Origin of the sequence: Flavobacterium sp. WV_118_3 (assembly GCF_039778605.1) — a bacterium.
In the GTDB taxonomy this organism is placed as follows: Bacteria; Bacteroidota; Bacteroidia; order Flavobacteriales; family Flavobacteriaceae; genus Flavobacterium.
The window spans coordinates 3,143,201-3,159,087 of the sequence record NZ_CP156060.1; the positions used below are offsets into that span (position 1 = coordinate 3,143,201).

The following is a 15,887-nucleotide window of genomic DNA, read 5'->3' on the forward strand; positions in this document are numbered from 1 at the left end:
TTTATGAGAGCCTTAGCTGTATTAAGTCCGTCATTATATGAAAAAACAGATGCCCGAAAAAGGCATCTGTTTGCTATCGATCAACATCAGATTCCACTTGGTTTTGTAACTGCCAATCCACCGGATTTTGATACAAACGCTACCACTACTGCCAATTATGTTTTGGTTCGTAAAACCAGTTTTTCACTAAACTACCGGGATCTGGGCATTATTGAACAAGCCTGGAAAAAGGTACGCGATATGGAACAGGAAACGTTTTATCCTATCGGATCGGATTTTTGTGGTATTGTTGAAGAAGTGGGTTCAAATGTAACCACTTTACAAGTGGGCGACAAAGTAATCGGGAATAACTTCTTTCCGTATCCGGAAGATAATGCAATGCCAGGAATCCCTTCCAATCATGCCAGTAGAGAATTTGAAATTTATCATCACGGTAAACTGATGAAAGTTCCAGACGAAATACCGGAAGAACAGGCCGGAAGTATGAGTATCGGAGCGCAAACCGCGGCAGCAATGATTCGCAAAGCGAATATCAAGGACGGTGATGTGGTTTTGGTGACTTCAGTAACTTCCAATACCTCTTTTTTCTTTTTAAACCTTCTAAAGGATAAAAACTGTACGGTGTACGGATTGTCCTATTCCGGAAAAAATACGGATACCGTAAAACGTCATTTTCCGTTTATCAAGGAAATTTTTTCTTTTAAAGACATGGTGTTCCCGGATCATTTGTATTTTGATGTGGTACTGGATGCTTTTGCCGATACCTATTTAACGGCACTATGCAGTCGTTTAAACTTCAACGCACGCTATCTTACCTGCGGCGTCTATAACCAGTCGTCTGAAAAAATGAAAACGACTGAAAAAATAAATCTTACTACATTGATCGCCGATCTGATGTTCCGCAATGTGCAATTGATCGCCAACTGCCTCGGAACCGGTGAGGATCTTAAAAATGGCATTGATGGTTTTAAAAATGACACCCTGGTTATCGACCAGGTTTTTACCGACGAAAATGCCCTTACTTCATTTTTAGAAAAAACGTATAATTCGGAAGGAAACAAATTCGGGAAAGTTTCTTTTAAATATTCCTGATACGTTCCTCCTCTCTTCTTCTTCAACCCCCATTAGTTGCTAATGGGGGTTTTCTTTGTTCTAAAAACCGATCCGAGATTTCGATAATACAGCAATACTATATCCTAAAAAACGTATTATTGCTATTGTTGCTTTTATAGCTTCCTCCTGTGGTTTTTATTTTTACATAGCTGTGGAATATCCTAGTCTCTCGTTACGGTATGATAATACTGGGCAGTAGGTTTTTTGTTATATGTTATTTCCCAAAACCCGTGATCCAATTGCCATAAAGAACCTACTGAGAACGTTCCTCCATTTACTTGTTGCAACTGATCCTTATTTAATATTACAATAGCTGTTTTATCGAAAACAAGCTTATTGTTTGATTTCTGCTTTTTCATTCTAAATTATTGTATTTAAAATTATCCCTTACTCTATTTCAGGATTTTCAGGTTACTCCTGTCAGGACTTTACGCGCGCCAGTCCAATAGCTATTTTTAGTTAAAAAGGGATTGAAATCCTCTTTTAACCGTTTTAATAACAGTACCGCCAATCGGCTGAAAAATCAAACCGTTTCTTCTTGTTTTAGGGGAAACTTTACAATTCAGACAAATTGTAAATAATCGTTGTTCCTTTTTTCTTAAAGGGGTGTATTCGTGTTTCATTTCAAAATTTGAAACTGTCTGTATTTGATTGGAGATTTTTAGACAGACATCAGGGGAGTTGTATTCCATTTAACAGGGATACCTATGAGATATAAGAACTCTATTTCCTGTTTTGTGTTTTTGAAGTAGCTACTCATATTTAATAAAATACTTTCGCTACACAAAAACCCATCCGTTGCTGCTCTCGAAATGCCTTGATTGTATCGTCACATCTCTCCTTCATCAACACGGCAAAGAAATGTCGCTTTTTTGGCTTCCACAAACAAACTCACCCTATTTTTATAAAAAACCGGTACACTTTTAACCAATTAAAAACCTAATTAACAGCAACTTAATTCAGATTGAAGTATGTTTCATTTTTTCTATTTTTCTGATGTAAACTGCGGGTGAAACACCAGTAGCTACTTTAAAATATTTAGTAAAAGAATCCGGACTTTTATATCCGATCTCATCTGCTATCGCACTTATCGAATAAGACCGAAGCCTTGAATTACTTTTTAATTCCGAAATGACATAATTAATTCGAAGCTCGTTAATATAATTGCTAAAGCTCTTCCCCAGTTCATTGTTTACAATTCTGGACAGGTAAGCGGTATTTGTTTTTAATTTTTTAGCAACATTATGTAGGGTACAATCCTGACGCAGAAAATATTTTTGTTGTGCCAGTTTTTTTAATTTCTCAAGTATGTCCTTTATCCGTTCGTCCGTAATCGTAAATGTTGCATCATCCGGAAAATCTTTTCGACCATTGTTATTTTCAGAAATAAACAATACGTTCTTCTGCTGTCCTTTTCTCAGTTCAAAATCATTAATCTTATTGAATAAAATCTGAAACTTTTCCTTATGCTCCTTTTCACTTTTACTGTACCAGTAATAACAAAAAACAAAAATGATTAAGACAATAACCAACAGTATACCCAATAAACAGAATATATATGTGGCTTCTAAAGTCGAAAAAAAAGTTATTTTCAGAAACACCGTAAAACAAATGTTATTGTTTTCAAATACTACCATATTTAGCTTTTTTCAAGAAAACAAAAATAACCATTTGACTATCAGACCACTAAAAAACAATTCAACTTTAACAAGTAGCTTATAAACATGATTTTGTATAACATATGATTTCTATTATGACTTACTTTCTATAAACTAGAATGGTTAAAAAAAAATTGAAAATAAACAACTTAAATACTGTTTATAATGCTAAAAAAATATTTTTTAAATCGTTATAATAATTACTCCTGGCAAACAGAATCTACTCTTCTTTTATTTGATTTAATGCCAATAAAAAAGGCTATCTATTACAGATAGCCTTTTTTACGTCTGCTGTAAAACTTATTCAGCCAGCAGGTAATAGGTCATTACTCCTGAAGTACAAGGACACATATAAGGAGTGGTTCCACCATTCACATCGTGAAACGGATTGTCGTTTAATTTCGCTAATGCTCTTTTAGTAAAAACTAATCCGGTTTCGCTTTGTGTTTTCATAATTCTTTCGTTGTTGTTGTCTTGAATTAGTCCAGTGCTTTGTCGATTGCGACATAAATTGAAAGGCCAATGATCACTCCTACACATACCGGAGTCGTCCCACCGTTTACATCGTTTAATTGGTTGTCGTTTAGTTCTACTAATGAACTTTTAGCGAAAGCTAATTTGTTGGAAGTTTGTGTTTTCATAATTTTTGTGTTTTTTGTTGGTTAAAGATTAGTCTAAAGCTTTGTCGATTGCGATGCTCATTGTTAGGCCGATGATTACTCCTACACATACCGGAGTGGTTCCACCGTTTACATCGTTTAATTGGTTGTCGTTTAGTTCTACTAATGAACTTTTAGCGAAAGCTAATTTGTTGGAAGTTTGTGTTTTCATAATTTTTGTGTTTTTTGTTGGTTAAGGATTAGTCTAAAGCTTTGTCGATTGCGATGCTCATTGTTAGGCCAATGATCACTCCTACACATACCGGAGTGGTTCCACCGTTTACATCGTTTAATTGGTTGTCGTTTAGTTCTACTAATGAACTTTTAGCGAAAGCTAATTTGTTGGAAGTTTGTGTTTTCATAATTTTTGTGTTTTTTGTTGGTTAAGGATTAGTCTAAAGCTTTGTCGATTGCGATGCTCATTGTTAGGCCAATGATCACTCCTACACATACCGGAGTGGTTCCACCATTTACATCGTTTAACTGGTTGTCGTTTAGTTCTACTAATGAACTTTTAGCGAAAGCTAATTTGTTGGAAGTTTGTGTTTTCATAATTTTTGTGTTTTTTGTTGGTTAAAGATTAGTCTAAAGCTTTGTCAATTGCGATGCTCATTGTTAGGCCGATGATCACTCCTACACATACCGGAGTCGTTCCACCGTTTACATCGTTTAATTGGTTGTCGTTTAGTTCTACTAATGAACTTTTAGCGAAAGCTAATTTGTTGGAAGTTTGCGTTTTCATAATTTTTGTGTTTTTTGTTGGTTAAAGATTAGTCTAAAGCTTTGTCGATTGCGACATAAATTGAAAGTCCGATGATTACTCCTACACATACCGGAGTGGTTCCACCATTTACATCATTTAATTGGTTGTCGTTTAGTTCTACTAATGAACTTTTAGCGAAAGCTAATTTGTTGGTAGTTTGCGTTTTCATGTTTTTAAAGTTTTGTTGGTTAGAGATTAGTCTAAAGCTTTGTCGATTGCGATGCTCATTGTTAGGCCGATGATCACTCCTACACATACCGGAGTGGTTCCGCCGTTTACATCGTTTAACTGGTTGTCGTTTAGTTCTACTAATGAACTTTTAGCGAAAGCTAATTTGTTGGAAGTTTGCGTTTTCATGTTTTTAAAGTTTTGTTGGTTAGAGATTAACTTAAGGCTTTGTCGATTGCGATGCTCATTGTTAGGCCAATGATCACTCCTACACATACCGGAGTCGTTCCACCGTTTACATCGTTTAATTGGTTGTCGTTTAGTTCTACTAATGAACTTTTAGCGAAAGCTAATTTGTTGGTAGTTTGCGTTTTCATGCTTTTAAAGTTTTGTTGGTTAGAGATTAACTTAAGGCTTTGTCGATTGCGATGCTCATTGTTAGACCGATGATCACTCCTACACATACCGGAGTCGTTCCGCCATTTACATCATTTAACTGGTTGTCGTTTAGTTCTACTAATGAACTTTTAGCGAAAGCTAATTTGTTGGTAGTTTGCGTTTTCATGTTTTTAAAGTTTTGTTGGTTAGAGATTAGTCTAAAGCTTTGTCGATTGCGACATAAATTGAAAGTCCGATGATCACTCCTACACATACCGGAGTGGTTCCACCATTTACATCGTTTAACTGGTTGTCGTTTAGTTCTACTAATGAACTTTTAGCGAAAGCTAATTTGTTGGAAGTTTGTGTTTTCATAATTTTTGTGTTTTTTGTTGGTTAAAGATTAGTCTAAAGCTTTGTCAATTGCGACATAAATTGAAAGTCCGATGATCACTCCTACACATACCGGAGTGGTTCCACCATTTACATCGTTTAACTGGTTGTCGTTTAGTTCTACTAATGAACTTTTAGCGAAAGCTAATTTGTTTGCGTTTTGCGTTTTCATGTTTTTAAAGTTTTGTTGGTTAGAGATTAGTCTAAAGCTTTGTCGATTGCGATGCTCATTGTTAGGCCGATAATTACTCCTACACATACCGGAGTGGTTCCACCATTTACATCGTTTAACTGGTTGTCGTTTAGTTCTACTAATGAACTTTTAGCGAAAGCTAATTTGTTTGCGTTTTGCGTTTTCATGTTTTTAAAGTTTTGTTGGTTAGAGATTAGTCTAAAGCTTTGTCGATTGCGATGCTCATTGTTAGGCCGATGATTACTCCTACACATACCGGAGTGGTTCCACCATTTACATCGTTTAACTGGTTGTCGTTTAGTTCTACTAATGAACTTTTAGCGAAAGCTAATTTGTTGGAAGTTTGTGTTTTCATAATTTTTGTGTTTTTTGTTGGTTAAGGATTAGTCTAAAGCTTTGTCGATTGCGATGCTCATTGTTAGGCCAATGATCACTCCTACACATACCGGAGTGGTTCCACCATTTACATCATTTAATTGGTTGTCGTTTAGTTCTACTAATGAACTTTTAGCGAAAGCTAATTTGTTGGAAGTTTGCGTTTTCATGTTTTTAAAGTTTTGTTGGTTAGAGATTAACTTAAAGCTTTGTCAATTGCGATGCTCATTGTTAGGCCAATGATCACTCCTACACATACCGGAGTCGTTCCGCCATTTACATCATTTAATTGGTTGTCGTTTAGTTCTACTAATGAACTTTTAGCGAAAGCTAATTTGTTGGAAGTTTGTGTTTTCATAATTTTTGTGTTTTTTGTTGGTTAAGGATTAGTCTAAAGCTTTGTCAATTGCGACATAAATTGAAAGGCCGATGATTACTCCTACACATACCGGAGTCGTCCCACCATTTACATCGTTTAATTGGTTGTCGTTTAGTTCTACTAATGAACTTTTAGCGAAAGCTAATTTGTTGGAAGTTTGCGTTTTCATATTGTTTGATTTTTAAAGGTTAAGAATTAATTTACTGCTTGATCAGCCAATAAAGTAGTCGTAGAAGTAACCGTAAACAGTGTTGTTAAAATAAGAGGCGAGGTTCCACCTTTCACATCAATCATCTGACTGTTGTTTAATTCTACCAGGTCGTTTTTGGCAAAGGCCAGTTTGTTCGTGTTTTGTGTTTTCATCGTTGTTGTTTTTATCGTTAAGACTTAATTTTTTTCCGCTTGATCAAATATTACAGGAGATGTAGCTGTAACAAGAGATGTGGATCCAACTATTGTTGTCGCAATGATAGAGGTTCCACCTTGCACATTGATCATCTGGTTACTGTTTAATTCTACCAGGTCGTTTTTGGCAAAGGCCAGTTTGTTGTGGTGTGTTGTTTTCATGGTTTTATGGTTTAAGGTTTAGTTGCTCGTTTCCATTTCTTTTTCTATAAAAATGGTTATGCCTATAATGGATGAAGGAAAAAAGGGAGATGTTCCGCCTTGTACGTCCAACATCTGACTGTTATTTAGTTCGACTAAATCGTTTTTGGCAAAGGCCAGTTTGTTGCGGTGTGTTGTTTTCATGGTTTTCGTTTTTGAGTATTGCTTATTCCGCCATCATGGCTTCAATAACCACTATGGTTACTATGGCTAATGTTACTGTTGGTGTCGATCCTCCATTGATTTCCATTAAATGTGCATCGTTTAATTCGGTAACAGCGCTTTTGGTAAAAGCGAGTTTGTTGGTGTTTTGTGTTTTCATACTGTTGTTGTTTTTTAGGTTGTGAATAATCATACCGGTTCCGACGCAAGTAAACAGATGTTCTCTTACCGCTGGTTTTCTCCGTTATGTCGTGTGATTTTTTCCGCTTAAAGTCCGGACGACTTTCTGTTTTACTTACGACAAATCCGTCGTAATTCGTTATCGTAACGATTATGATCCGCTTTTTATATAGTTGTAATGATCCTTGTTAAGAATCTTATTCCGAAAAAAGCAGTCAATGGATCGTATCGGTTTTCCGGTTTTATTTATTATGCTTCCAGATAAGTGGCTGCCAATATCGATACCGTTACAATAAGGGTTACTGTTATCGAACCACCATTTACAGTGTTCAATTGATCGTCATTTAATTCTACTACAGAATTTTTGGCAAAAGCCAATTTGTTGGTGTTTTGTGTTTTCATACTGTTGTTGTTTTTTAGGTTGTGAATAGTCATACCGGTTCCGACGCAAGTAAACAGATGTTCTCTTACCGCTGGTTTTCTCCGTTATGTCGTGTGATTTTTTCCGCTTAATGTCCGGGCGACTTTCTGTTTTACTTACGACAAATCCGTCGTAATTCGTTATCGTAACGATTATGATCCGCTTTTTATATAGTTGTAATGATCCTTGTTAAGAATCTTATTCCGAAAAAAGCAGTCAATGGATCGTTTCGGTTTTCCGGTTTTATTTATTATGCTTCCAGATAAGTGGCTGCCAATATCGATACCGTTACAATAAGGGTTACTGTTATCGAACCACCATTTACAGTGTTCAATTGATCGTCATTTAATTCTACTACAGAATTTTTGGCAAAAGCCAATTTGTTGGTGTTTTGTGTTTTCATACTGTTATTGTTTTTTAGGTTGTGAATAGTCATACCGGTTCCGACGCAAGTAAACAGATGTTCTCTTACCGCTGGTTTTCTCCGTTATGTCGTGTGATTTTTTCCGCTTAAAGTCCGGACGACTTTCTATTTTACTTACGACAAATACGTCGTTTACAACCGTTTGTACCGTAGCATCCGTATCCCGAACAGGTTTCTCCGTCAACAATAGTCAATCCATCATTACCATTGATTCTGTCTGCAGGGTTTAATGCTGCTACCGAACTTTTCGCAAAAGTCTGTTTCGTGTACTGTGTTGTTTTCTTGAGATCGCCTTTCTATTCCTGAGCCAATACGGTATTCATCGTTCCCGTATAAACAATCGTATAAAAGATTGCCGAACCGGAACATAACGGGGTTGATCCGCCGTTGATATCGTGTAACTGATTGTTATTTAATTCCACTAAAGAATTTTTAGCAAAAGCAAGCTTTGTTGGTGTGTTTGTTGTTTTCATCTTTTTTTGTTTTTTATGTATATTTAATTCAGGTTTTTTCCAACTGTGTAACCTGCAGCTACAGATATAGCCACTACAATTGCACTAAGTAACAGAGATCCGCCATTTACATTGTTTAAATGATCATCGTTTAATTCCACGATGGCGTTTTTGGCAAAGGCCAGTTTGGTTGTGTTTTGTGTTTTCATACTGTTGTTGTTTTTAGGTTCTGAATAGCCATGCCAAGCCTGACGCAAGCAAACATTCGTTTCTTACCGCAGTTGTATCCGCTATCTATTGTGATTTTTTTCGCTTAATGTCCGGTCGACCTTGCATTTAGGCTACGGCAAATCTATCGTTTACAATTGTTTGCACCGGAAGGCATACGCATCCCGAACAGGTTTCTCCACCTACAATTGTCGATCCGCCGTTAATCATTATCATATCTGCAGGATTTAATTCTGCTACCGAAATTTTGGCAAAAGCCAGTCTGTTGTTGTGTGTTGTTTTCATAGGGCTTTCGTTTAGGGCTGTAGTTTCGTGATATTGCGAATCGGTCCCGGAACCAAAATACAGTCACCACAAATCAATGTCGTTTGTTCGTTGATGGTGTCTCCTCCGCCGGCAATCTGGCGCATTGTGGATTGGTTTAATTCTGTAATATCATTTTTCTTAAAATGAAGCTTGTTTTGGTCTGCTTTTTTCATATTTCTTATTTTTTTAGTTGTTGTCAAATTTTTCGGTAATCGTTTGTAAGGTCATCGTGATCAAAGTTGTACTCGATGGTGTCAGCGTTCCGCCGGCTATAGCAGCCATGGTTTGTTCGTTTAACTCGGTTATCGAGCGCTTTTGAAACGTCAGTTGGTGGGTTGTTCCTTTTTTCATAGCTCCCGCTTTATAATAATGTCATGTCATTTTCGGTTCCCACGGTAAGAATCACCAGTGACGTTGTCCCGATAAAGGTTGTACTTCCGGTTCCTCCGGCAATCGCATTCATTTTTTGTTCGTTTAATTCAACCAGTGAATTTTTACGAAACATCAGTGCGTTATTCGTTTGCTGTTTCATGTTTCTTATTTTTTTGGTTTATCCGTTTTCGTGACGATATAGCATACCGCCTGGTTATTTTCAATCCCCGGAACGACTGGCAAACAGGCAGAATTGGTCGGCGTTGCGCTGTTGCAACGTACGGTTCCCTTCTATCATCGGGTTATACATGCCCGTTTGCTATGGTTCACGGATGATGCTGTTTTTTGATCTTTTGGCAGACATCTTTTCGATATCGCTATCGGATCCAATCAATAATGGCGCTTCTTTCTTATGAAAGTTTTTTTCGTTTTTATGAGATTACGTCATTGCTTTTAGCGCACTACTTTATTGATGGCCGTATACATCGTTATCATTACTAATGATGTACCTCCTGCCATAGTTAATGTACCTCCGATAATGGTCGCCATTTTCGGTTCGTTTAATTCAACTAATGCTGTTTTATGGAATTCCAGCTTACTGATGGTTTTCTTTTTCATAGCTTTATTTTTTTAGTTGATCGCCATTCCATTTTTAATGCGACTGGTAACCACTACACACTCTCCACATACGAAGGTTGTCGCGCCGCCATTTACCTGGTTCATCACTTCTAAATCCAGTTCTGCAACCGCACTCGATTGAAATGCAAGTTTATTTGTTGCTTGTGTTTTCATAAGGTTTTACTTTTTGTTGTTGTTAAATCTTCCGTGCAATGTTCCTGGAATTATGTTCAAATTCCGGACGTATTGTTAGTCCAATGCCTTCTCGATACGGCTGGTAATTACCACGCAGTCACCACAGATAAAGGTTGTCACGCCGCCAATTACCTGATGCATTGTTGTTACATCCAGTTCGGCAACTGCATTCGATTGGAATACCAATTTGTTTGTTACTTGTGTTTTCATACTACTGTATTTTTTCGTTTTGATTATGGATTACTTCATCATAGTCCATAATTATCCTGTTGCCAAACAGCTGCCGCTGTTCACATTATAAAGAATAGGACTATAAAGAGAGGGGATTTACTTACAGCGCTTCGATCTGCATGATGGTTCCGATAACGGAGATACATACGCATCCCGTACAGGTTTCGCCACCCATAATCGTACTACCGCCATTAATCGTTATCATTTCCGTAGCATTTAATTCTGCGATGTCATTTTTTGCAAATAACAATCGGTTTGTTGTGTGTGTAGTTTTCATAAGGTTGTCGTTTATACCTGTGGTTTTATCATGTCTTTTAACTTATCACCTATATAGTTGATGATCGCATCCATTGAACCGCCGTTTACGTTTTGTAACTGGTTGTCGTTTAGTTCTACTATTGCATTTTTTGCAAAATCAAGACGATTGTTGTGTTTTGTCGTTTTCATAAGATTGTTTTTTGTGTTAAACATTGTTTTTTAGAAGAAAAACCGTTGCTTTCGTAGTGTTTTAACCGAATAGTACGGTTTTTCCTCTTTTGAAATTATATTAGAACTGTGCTTTAATTATTGTTCTGATGGGTCCCGGAACCGGAATACAATCACCACAGATAATGGTTGTTTGCTCTTCAACGATGGTTGTTCCACCACCTACTACGTTGCGCATTGCTGTTTGATCTAATTCTGCTACTGAACTTTTCTTAAAAGTAAGTACGCTTTTGTTTTCTTTTTTCATGATTTAAAAATTAAGAGTTATTACAATTGATTAAAATTTGTTTTTACAGTGCCTGATAACCATTATAGTGGTCCGGTCATAGGGTTGAATTCGGTGGTATAGTGTCCTTTACTGGAGTTCACACAAAACGTGCAGCTCAATGGATTGTTGGTTAGCAGTACGTCTGTACCACCGCCACCGTTGATTCTTTTTAATTCTTCTCCGTTAAGTTCCGCTACGGAACTTTTATAGAAGAATAGCATGTCGATTCTTTGATTTTTCATAATTCTCGTTTTATTTAGTTACTAGATATCCTGTTCAAAATACTTTTTGAATGCAATCTTAACCACGAGGAATCTGATCAATCGGCTATTGCTTTTTTTGAGGCTTTGCTGTAAAAAATCGGGTTACAGCCCTAAAAAATCGCTTCACCGAAGCATAAAATCGAGATTCTTGTACCGCTTCGTCATTCAATTCGACGATGGTGTTCTTTTTAAATCGCGACGGGTTGATCATTTTTTTCGTTTTCATGGTTTCTTTTAAATTTTCTGCTGTAACGTCCCGTACTATGAAATGTTTTCATTCCTGGAACGCCATTAATTTTCAGTTTGTGATTGGCGCAAGTATGGTTTTGTTGTAACCATTCGAATGGCGCAATACGGCCTGAATAAATTCGGTTCATTCGGATCCGATACGAGTCGGTTCCTGAGCATTTTACCCATTTAGGGCTTAAAATTTACCAACGAAAGAAGGGAGTGAGTGGGTCTTTAGAAAGGAGGGAACTTTTTGTATCAAAGCTTGGCTTTAATAAATAAAAAGTTATCTTTGTAAAGATACTCCAACCTATAATTTGTTGGATTTCGTTTTGTAATTCATTCTATAAAACAGGGCCTTCCACGCTCTGTTTTATTTTTTATGCCTTTTGTGTTTTTTGAGTAGCTACTCATATTAGAAATACTTTCGCTACCTAAAAACCCATCCGTTAATGTTTTTAAAATGTTCTGATCAAATCATTTCATTTCTCATTCATCAACAGGACAAAGTAAAGCCGTTTTTTTTTCTCCCACAAACAAACAATGCCTATTTTTATAAAAAAACAGGCATTGTTTAAGGTGTTATTGTTTTGACTTTCAGATCGTTACAAAAAATATCATTTTATAATGTACTTTCTTCTTTATGTTTCATTTCTTCTATTTTTTTGATGTAAATCGATGGTGTAATACCTGTTGCCGCCTTAAAATATTTGGTAAAAGAGTCGGAACTTTTATAGCCAATCTCATCGGCAATCGAACTTACCGAGTACGCCCGTAACTTCGAATTGTTCTTTAATTCCAATATTACATAGTTAATCCGAAGCTCATTAATATAGGTACTAAAGCTTTTTCCAAGCTCATTGTTCACAATCTTGGACAGATAGGCCGTATTGGTTTTTAATTTTTTGGCCACATTATGTAGCGTACAGTCCTGTCGGAGGAAGTATTTCTTTTCCTGAAGTTTTTCCAGTTTTTCCAATATATCATTTACCCGCTCATCTTTAATGATAAAGGTTGCATCGGTAGGCACAACATCCTGATGCGCAATCGTTTCGCTTTCTACATCAAAGGTTTCTTGCGATTCCAGAGGTTCTTCCAGTGGAACTTCTCTTGCTCCGGATTCCGCTGTCTCAATAATGTCTTCTTCCTTGCTAATGGTTATGTTTGGAATAAGCTGACTTTCGAGGATGTCTTCTTTTGTCTTACTTTTTGTTGTTTTTTCCTGTTCTTCTAATAGCTTTTTAGCCTCGAAATCGTTGATCTTCCCAATCAAAATATCAAATTTCTCCTGGTTGACTCTTGCGTTTCTCTTATTTCGGAAATAGAAAAAGCCTAAAAATCCGATTAACAATAAAACCGCAACAATCAGAATGTTTTTTTGTTTTACCTCATCAGTCTTTTCCTTATCAATCTTTTCAATGTCGATTTTATGTAAATCTTCCAGTGTTCCGATTTTTTTTGCCGATTTTTTGGAGTTTTCATCAATAAACTTCTGATAATAAAAGTTCGATTGTCCAATACTATCTATCGCTTTATAGTTTTCGGCCAGCAATTTGTAATAATCCGTTAGCTCTTCCGGTGCAAAGTCCGATTTATTCTGTTTGGATAAACCAGCCTTTAGTACTCGGTTCGATTCATTATACTGCTTCTGTTCGCTCCTTAAACCGGCCAAGCTTAGCATTACTGTGGCTTCGATCCGTTTGTTTTTGATTTTAATCGCTTTTTGCAAGGCTTCATTCAAAACCGCTTCGGTGTCTTTGTAGTCTTTTTTCTTTAAAAAGCTCAATCCTTTTACGTTTAGGAAATAGACTTCCAGTTCTTTATCGTTTGCCGCTTTGCAATAGTCCAACCCCTTATTGATATAAATCATCGACGAATCCGGCTGGTTCATTTTCAGATAGGTCTTCGCGATTTTGAGTTCCAGCGAGGCCCGTTCTGATTTGGAAATATCGTCGTTGTTCAAATATCGTTTAAAAACTGCCAGTGCTTCACTGTGTTTCCCGATTTCGTATTTGATATTCGCAATACTAATACTGATGCTCCGAACGCTATAGGAATCTTTTAATTTATTAGCCAGTTGAAGTGCTTCGTTGTACAATAATAAGGCCTGTTCAAAATTGTAGGTCTGGTAGAGTAAACTCGCTTTGTTGATCTTGGCTCGCAAAACCAGATTCTGGTTATTGGCTCCGTAGGCCTTGATAATCGCTTTGTCACAAAAATAAAAAGCGCTATCGGTTTCCGATAACGTCATACATACATACCCCAAATAATTATACGCAATGATTACATCGTTGTCTTCTTTTTGCTTTTCACTAATCGACAAATACCGATGAATGTATTTTTTGGCCAGCGCCGGATTGCTGTAAATATATTTCTGAATAGAATCTTTTAACTGATTCTTTGTATCTGTTGCTAAAATCGATTGAAAACTCAATAGAAATGCACAAAGAAAAACTCTTTTTAGTAGGGAAAGCAACATATTTTAACAGGTTTTTGTATAACAAAAATAACATTTTTTTATTAAGAAAAATTTATTTATAACAAACTGATTCACAAATGTTTACAAATTCAAAAAACAGTATTTTTTTTATAAATTTAGGCATACTTGACTTTGATTATCAGGCTTTTAGGTCTAGTTTTGAATCAACAAATAAAAACCCACACACCATGAAAACTACAAAAAACAATTTACTTGCGTTCAAAAAAACATCAATTGTTGAACTATCAAAAAGCGACTGTTCTAAAATAAAAGGCGGTAACGATGTTACCGATCCAATCACCGATCCGGACCGAAGCGGAATCTATTCCTTACTGTGTCCGACCACTCACCCCACAAGACCGAATTAAAACACTGAGAGCCTCGATTGAGGCTCTTTTTTTTGCCCCTGTGTTAAACTTATTCTAATGCAATGACCGAAATCGCAAATGCCGTTTTAAATACCTAAATTTGCGACACACTAAAAACACGTTATTATGTTTCCATTACACAGAAATAGACGCCTCAGAACCAATGACGCTATTCGTTCGTTAGTTCGTGAAACCTCTTTAAGCCCGACTGATTTTATGTTCCCGATGTTTGTGGCAGAAGGAAAAGACGTTAGTATCGAAATTCCTTCGATGCCCGGTATCTACCGTCGTTCGCTGGATCTAACCGTTAAAGAAGTAAAAGAATTATGGGATCTGGGTATTAAAGCAGTCAATATCTATGTAAAAGTGAACGATAACTTAAAAGACAATACCGGTAAGGAAGCCTGGAATAAAGATGGATTGATGCAACAAACGATACGCGCGATTAAAGATGCCGTTCCGGGAATGATTGTAATGCCCGATGTAGCTCTGGATCCCTATTCCATCTACGGACATGACGGAATTGTGGAAAACGGACAAATTCTAAACGATGCTACAGTGGATGCACTTACCCGTATGAGTGTGAGCCATGCCGAAGCCGGTGCCGATTTTGTGGCGCCAAGCGATATGATGGACGGCCGTGTACTTGCGATTCGTAAAGCACTGGAAGAAAGTGGTTTCCACGATGTGGGAATTATGAGTTATAGTGCCAAATATGCTTCTTCTTTCTACGGACCTTTCCGCGATGCCTTGGATAGCGCACCTGGATTTGGTGATAAAAAAACCTACCAGATGGACTATGCCAACCGTATTGAGGCCATTAAAGAAGCCCTACACGACGTGGAAGAAGGTGCCGATATCGTAATGGTAAAACCTGGAATTGCTTATCTGGACATCGTTCGGGAAATAAAAGACACCGTAAACGTTCCGGTTGCCGTATATCAGGTATCCGGAGAATATGCCATGGTAAAAGCCGCTGCTGAAAAAGGTTGGTTGGATCACGATAAAATCATGATGGAGCAATTACATTGCATCAAAAGAGCCGGAGCCAATATTATTTCGACCTATTTTGCCAAAGAGGCTGCTAAATTAATGCAGTAATCCCATGAAAAAGACGCTACTTATCCTGGGTTGCATGACGCTTTTAGCCGCTTGTAACAAAAAAGAAGAAAAAAAAGAAAGCCTGTATCCGGAAGTTAAAAAAACGCAAGCCCAGTTAACACTGGAATTAGGACAGGAGGTTTTCGATGGTAAAGGGATGTGTTATTCCTGTCATAAACCCGATCAGAAAGTGATTGGCCCCAGTATTGCCGAAATTGCCAAAATCTATAAAGAAAAAGGTGCCAGTATCGTTGATTTCCTAAAAGAAAAAGGAGAACCTATTGTCGATCCGTCGCAATATTCCGTGATGAAAACCAATTTTGCCATTACCAAAAATCTTCCCGAGGAAGAATTGGTGGCCTTGGAAGCCTATATTTTGAGTCACGCGAAATAAGAATAGAAAAAACCGGTTTTACAACC

General features: G+C 37.0%; 44 protein-coding genes. 4 read left to right on the forward strand and 40 right to left on the reverse strand.

Features of this window, described 5'->3' with window-relative positions:
* Positions 1 to 3: 3 nt before the first annotated feature.
* Positions 4 to 1,092 carry a zinc-binding alcohol dehydrogenase family protein gene (locus ABFU83_RS14615; protein ID WP_347067003.1) on the forward strand — a complete coding sequence of 363 codons (1,089 nt, stop codon included), beginning with the start codon at positions 4 to 6 and terminating at the stop codon, positions 1,090 to 1,092.
* 182 nt (positions 1,093 to 1,274) lie between these two features.
* Here ABFU83_RS14615 and ABFU83_RS14620 read toward each other — a convergent pair whose 3' ends face one another.
* The 40 genes from ABFU83_RS14620 to ABFU83_RS14815 all read right to left on the reverse strand — a co-directional run bounded on the left by ABFU83_RS14620 (position 1,275) and on the right by ABFU83_RS14815 (position 13,998).
* Positions 1,275 to 1,472 carry a class I lanthipeptide gene (locus ABFU83_RS14620; protein WP_347067005.1) on the reverse strand — a complete coding sequence of 66 codons (198 nt, stop codon included), beginning with the start codon at positions 1,470 to 1,472 and terminating at the stop codon, positions 1,275 to 1,277.
* 600 nt (positions 1,473 to 2,072) lie between these two features.
* On the reverse strand, positions 2,073 to 2,750 hold the full coding sequence (locus tag ABFU83_RS14625; protein ID WP_347067007.1) for a helix-turn-helix domain-containing protein: 678 nt from the start codon (positions 2,748 to 2,750) through the stop codon (positions 2,073 to 2,075).
* 321 nt (positions 2,751 to 3,071) lie between these two features.
* Positions 3,072 to 3,224: a hypothetical protein gene (locus tag ABFU83_RS14630; protein ID WP_347067009.1), complete on the reverse strand. Its 153-nt coding sequence runs from the start codon at positions 3,222 to 3,224 to the stop codon at positions 3,072 to 3,074.
* Positions 3,225 to 3,250: 26 nt separating this feature from the next.
* The gene (locus ABFU83_RS14635) at positions 3,251 to 3,412 is read right to left on the reverse strand and encodes a class IIb bacteriocin, lactobin A/cerein 7B family (protein ID WP_136403534.1); all 162 of its coding nucleotides are present in this window, start codon (positions 3,410 to 3,412) and stop codon (positions 3,251 to 3,253) included.
* Positions 3,413 to 3,440: 28 nt separating this feature from the next.
* On the reverse strand, positions 3,441 to 3,602 hold the full coding sequence (locus tag ABFU83_RS14640; RefSeq protein WP_136403533.1) for a class IIb bacteriocin, lactobin A/cerein 7B family: 162 nt from the start codon (positions 3,600 to 3,602) through the stop codon (positions 3,441 to 3,443).
* 28 nt (positions 3,603 to 3,630) lie between these two features.
* Positions 3,631 to 3,792, reverse strand: a complete 162-nt coding sequence (locus ABFU83_RS14645) for a class IIb bacteriocin, lactobin A/cerein 7B family (RefSeq protein WP_136403533.1) — start codon at positions 3,790 to 3,792, stop codon at positions 3,631 to 3,633.
* Between the two features lie 28 nt (positions 3,793 to 3,820).
* Positions 3,821 to 3,982: a class IIb bacteriocin, lactobin A/cerein 7B family gene (locus tag ABFU83_RS14650; protein WP_136403533.1), complete on the reverse strand. Its 162-nt coding sequence runs from the start codon at positions 3,980 to 3,982 to the stop codon at positions 3,821 to 3,823.
* 28 nt (positions 3,983 to 4,010) lie between these two features.
* Positions 4,011 to 4,172 carry a class IIb bacteriocin, lactobin A/cerein 7B family gene (locus ABFU83_RS14655; protein ID WP_136403533.1) on the reverse strand — a complete coding sequence of 54 codons (162 nt, stop codon included), beginning with the start codon at positions 4,170 to 4,172 and terminating at the stop codon, positions 4,011 to 4,013.
* A 28-nt stretch (positions 4,173 to 4,200) separates the two neighbouring features.
* On the reverse strand, positions 4,201 to 4,362 hold the full coding sequence (locus ABFU83_RS14660; RefSeq protein ID WP_347067012.1) for a class IIb bacteriocin, lactobin A/cerein 7B family: 162 nt from the start codon (positions 4,360 to 4,362) through the stop codon (positions 4,201 to 4,203).
* Between the two features lie 26 nt (positions 4,363 to 4,388).
* Entirely contained in the window at positions 4,389 to 4,550 is a 162-nt protein-coding gene (locus ABFU83_RS14665) for a class IIb bacteriocin, lactobin A/cerein 7B family (RefSeq protein ID WP_136403533.1), read from the reverse strand.
* 26 nt (positions 4,551 to 4,576) lie between these two features.
* Positions 4,577 to 4,738 carry a class IIb bacteriocin, lactobin A/cerein 7B family gene (locus tag ABFU83_RS14670; RefSeq protein ID WP_347067014.1) on the reverse strand — a complete coding sequence of 54 codons (162 nt, stop codon included), beginning with the start codon at positions 4,736 to 4,738 and terminating at the stop codon, positions 4,577 to 4,579.
* A gap of 26 nt (positions 4,739 to 4,764) precedes the next feature.
* Complete coding sequence (locus ABFU83_RS14675; protein WP_347067014.1) at positions 4,765 to 4,926, reverse strand: class IIb bacteriocin, lactobin A/cerein 7B family; 162 nt, start codon at positions 4,924 to 4,926, stop codon at positions 4,765 to 4,767.
* A gap of 26 nt (positions 4,927 to 4,952) precedes the next feature.
* The gene (locus ABFU83_RS14680; RefSeq protein WP_136403534.1) at positions 4,953 to 5,114 is read right to left on the reverse strand and encodes a class IIb bacteriocin, lactobin A/cerein 7B family; all 162 of its coding nucleotides are present in this window, start codon (positions 5,112 to 5,114) and stop codon (positions 4,953 to 4,955) included.
* A 28-nt stretch (positions 5,115 to 5,142) separates the two neighbouring features.
* Positions 5,143 to 5,304, reverse strand: coding sequence for a class IIb bacteriocin, lactobin A/cerein 7B family (locus ABFU83_RS14685; RefSeq protein ID WP_347067016.1), 162 nt, complete (start codon positions 5,302 to 5,304; stop codon positions 5,143 to 5,145).
* A gap of 26 nt (positions 5,305 to 5,330) precedes the next feature.
* Positions 5,331 to 5,492 carry a class IIb bacteriocin, lactobin A/cerein 7B family gene (locus ABFU83_RS14690; RefSeq protein WP_347067018.1) on the reverse strand — a complete coding sequence of 54 codons (162 nt, stop codon included), beginning with the start codon at positions 5,490 to 5,492 and terminating at the stop codon, positions 5,331 to 5,333.
* Positions 5,493 to 5,518: 26 nt separating this feature from the next.
* The gene (locus tag ABFU83_RS14695) at positions 5,519 to 5,680 is read right to left on the reverse strand and encodes a class IIb bacteriocin, lactobin A/cerein 7B family (RefSeq protein ID WP_136403533.1); all 162 of its coding nucleotides are present in this window, start codon (positions 5,678 to 5,680) and stop codon (positions 5,519 to 5,521) included.
* 28 nt (positions 5,681 to 5,708) lie between these two features.
* A complete protein-coding gene (locus ABFU83_RS14700) occupies positions 5,709 to 5,870 on the reverse strand; it encodes a class IIb bacteriocin, lactobin A/cerein 7B family (RefSeq protein WP_136403533.1) in 162 nt (53 codons plus the stop codon).
* 26 nt (positions 5,871 to 5,896) lie between these two features.
* Positions 5,897 to 6,058: a class IIb bacteriocin, lactobin A/cerein 7B family gene (locus tag ABFU83_RS14705; RefSeq protein WP_347067020.1), complete on the reverse strand. Its 162-nt coding sequence runs from the start codon at positions 6,056 to 6,058 to the stop codon at positions 5,897 to 5,899.
* Positions 6,059 to 6,086: 28 nt separating this feature from the next.
* The gene (locus tag ABFU83_RS14710) at positions 6,087 to 6,248 is read right to left on the reverse strand and encodes a class IIb bacteriocin, lactobin A/cerein 7B family (protein WP_136403534.1); all 162 of its coding nucleotides are present in this window, start codon (positions 6,246 to 6,248) and stop codon (positions 6,087 to 6,089) included.
* A 26-nt stretch (positions 6,249 to 6,274) separates the two neighbouring features.
* Positions 6,275 to 6,442, reverse strand: a complete 168-nt coding sequence (locus ABFU83_RS14715) for a class I lanthipeptide (protein ID WP_168732800.1) — start codon at positions 6,440 to 6,442, stop codon at positions 6,275 to 6,277.
* Positions 6,443 to 6,466: 24 nt separating this feature from the next.
* Positions 6,467 to 6,646: a hypothetical protein gene (locus tag ABFU83_RS14720; protein ID WP_347067022.1), complete on the reverse strand. Its 180-nt coding sequence runs from the start codon at positions 6,644 to 6,646 to the stop codon at positions 6,467 to 6,469.
* An 18-nt stretch (positions 6,647 to 6,664) separates the two neighbouring features.
* Positions 6,665 to 6,829, reverse strand: a complete 165-nt coding sequence (locus tag ABFU83_RS14725) for a hypothetical protein (protein WP_347067024.1) — start codon at positions 6,827 to 6,829, stop codon at positions 6,665 to 6,667.
* A 22-nt stretch (positions 6,830 to 6,851) separates the two neighbouring features.
* The gene (locus ABFU83_RS14730) at positions 6,852 to 7,007 is read right to left on the reverse strand and encodes a class I lanthipeptide (protein ID WP_347067025.1); all 156 of its coding nucleotides are present in this window, start codon (positions 7,005 to 7,007) and stop codon (positions 6,852 to 6,854) included.
* 269 nt (positions 7,008 to 7,276) lie between these two features.
* Positions 7,277 to 7,429: a class I lanthipeptide gene (locus tag ABFU83_RS14735; protein ID WP_347067027.1), complete on the reverse strand. Its 153-nt coding sequence runs from the start codon at positions 7,427 to 7,429 to the stop codon at positions 7,277 to 7,279.
* Positions 7,430 to 7,698: 269 nt separating this feature from the next.
* A complete protein-coding gene (locus ABFU83_RS14740; protein WP_347067027.1) occupies positions 7,699 to 7,851 on the reverse strand; it encodes a class I lanthipeptide in 153 nt (50 codons plus the stop codon).
* A gap of 317 nt (positions 7,852 to 8,168) precedes the next feature.
* Positions 8,169 to 8,345 (reverse strand): class I lanthipeptide, encoded by a 177-nt coding sequence (locus ABFU83_RS14745; RefSeq protein ID WP_347067029.1) that lies wholly within the window; start codon positions 8,343 to 8,345, stop codon positions 8,169 to 8,171.
* A 23-nt stretch (positions 8,346 to 8,368) separates the two neighbouring features.
* Entirely contained in the window at positions 8,369 to 8,533 is a 165-nt protein-coding gene (locus tag ABFU83_RS14750; protein WP_347067031.1) for a class I lanthipeptide, read from the reverse strand.
* Positions 8,534 to 8,660: 127 nt separating this feature from the next.
* A complete protein-coding gene (locus ABFU83_RS14755) occupies positions 8,661 to 8,837 on the reverse strand; it encodes a hypothetical protein (RefSeq protein ID WP_347067032.1) in 177 nt (58 codons plus the stop codon).
* A gap of 11 nt (positions 8,838 to 8,848) precedes the next feature.
* The gene (locus tag ABFU83_RS14760) at positions 8,849 to 9,031 is read right to left on the reverse strand and encodes a class I lanthipeptide (protein WP_347067033.1); all 183 of its coding nucleotides are present in this window, start codon (positions 9,029 to 9,031) and stop codon (positions 8,849 to 8,851) included.
* Between the two features lie 13 nt (positions 9,032 to 9,044).
* Positions 9,045 to 9,209 (reverse strand): class I lanthipeptide, encoded by a 165-nt coding sequence (locus ABFU83_RS14765; protein ID WP_347067035.1) that lies wholly within the window; start codon positions 9,207 to 9,209, stop codon positions 9,045 to 9,047.
* Between the two features lie 10 nt (positions 9,210 to 9,219).
* Entirely contained in the window at positions 9,220 to 9,390 is a 171-nt protein-coding gene (locus tag ABFU83_RS14770; protein WP_168732808.1) for a class I lanthipeptide, read from the reverse strand.
* Positions 9,391 to 9,683: 293 nt separating this feature from the next.
* Entirely contained in the window at positions 9,684 to 9,848 is a 165-nt protein-coding gene (locus ABFU83_RS14775) for a class I lanthipeptide (protein ID WP_168732809.1), read from the reverse strand.
* Between the two features lie 12 nt (positions 9,849 to 9,860).
* Positions 9,861 to 10,022: a hypothetical protein gene (locus ABFU83_RS14780; protein WP_347067038.1), complete on the reverse strand. Its 162-nt coding sequence runs from the start codon at positions 10,020 to 10,022 to the stop codon at positions 9,861 to 9,863.
* 75 nt (positions 10,023 to 10,097) lie between these two features.
* Positions 10,098 to 10,253: a hypothetical protein gene (locus ABFU83_RS14785; RefSeq protein WP_347067040.1), complete on the reverse strand. Its 156-nt coding sequence runs from the start codon at positions 10,251 to 10,253 to the stop codon at positions 10,098 to 10,100.
* Positions 10,254 to 10,374: 121 nt separating this feature from the next.
* Entirely contained in the window at positions 10,375 to 10,551 is a 177-nt protein-coding gene (locus ABFU83_RS14790; protein WP_347067042.1) for a hypothetical protein, read from the reverse strand.
* Positions 10,552 to 10,562: 11 nt separating this feature from the next.
* Entirely contained in the window at positions 10,563 to 10,721 is a 159-nt protein-coding gene (locus ABFU83_RS14795; RefSeq protein WP_168732814.1) for a class I lanthipeptide, read from the reverse strand.
* Between the two features lie 100 nt (positions 10,722 to 10,821).
* Positions 10,822 to 11,007, reverse strand: coding sequence for a class I lanthipeptide (locus ABFU83_RS14800; RefSeq protein ID WP_347067044.1), 186 nt, complete (start codon positions 11,005 to 11,007; stop codon positions 10,822 to 10,824).
* A 62-nt stretch (positions 11,008 to 11,069) separates the two neighbouring features.
* A complete protein-coding gene (locus ABFU83_RS14805; protein ID WP_347067045.1) occupies positions 11,070 to 11,270 on the reverse strand; it encodes a hypothetical protein in 201 nt (66 codons plus the stop codon).
* A 209-nt stretch (positions 11,271 to 11,479) separates the two neighbouring features.
* Positions 11,480 to 11,668, reverse strand: coding sequence for a hypothetical protein (locus ABFU83_RS14810; protein WP_347067046.1), 189 nt, complete (start codon positions 11,666 to 11,668; stop codon positions 11,480 to 11,482).
* Between the two features lie 473 nt (positions 11,669 to 12,141).
* Positions 12,142 to 13,998, reverse strand: coding sequence for a helix-turn-helix domain-containing protein (locus tag ABFU83_RS14815; protein WP_347067047.1), 1,857 nt, complete (start codon positions 13,996 to 13,998; stop codon positions 12,142 to 12,144).
* A gap of 188 nt (positions 13,999 to 14,186) precedes the next feature.
* Here ABFU83_RS14815 and ABFU83_RS14820 point away from each other — a divergent pair, with 188 nt between their 5' ends.
* From ABFU83_RS14820 to ABFU83_RS14830, 3 genes are all read left to right on the forward strand, one after another.
* Positions 14,187 to 14,366 (forward strand): hypothetical protein, encoded by a 180-nt coding sequence (locus ABFU83_RS14820; protein WP_347067049.1) that lies wholly within the window; start codon positions 14,187 to 14,189, stop codon positions 14,364 to 14,366.
* Positions 14,367 to 14,492: 126 nt separating this feature from the next.
* Positions 14,493 to 15,467 (forward strand): porphobilinogen synthase, encoded by a 975-nt coding sequence (hemB, locus tag ABFU83_RS14825; protein WP_347067050.1) that lies wholly within the window; start codon positions 14,493 to 14,495, stop codon positions 15,465 to 15,467.
* A 4-nt stretch (positions 15,468 to 15,471) separates the two neighbouring features.
* Positions 15,472 to 15,861, forward strand: coding sequence for a c-type cytochrome (locus tag ABFU83_RS14830; protein ID WP_347067052.1), 390 nt, complete (start codon positions 15,472 to 15,474; stop codon positions 15,859 to 15,861).
* Positions 15,862 to 15,887: the final 26 nt, after the last annotated feature.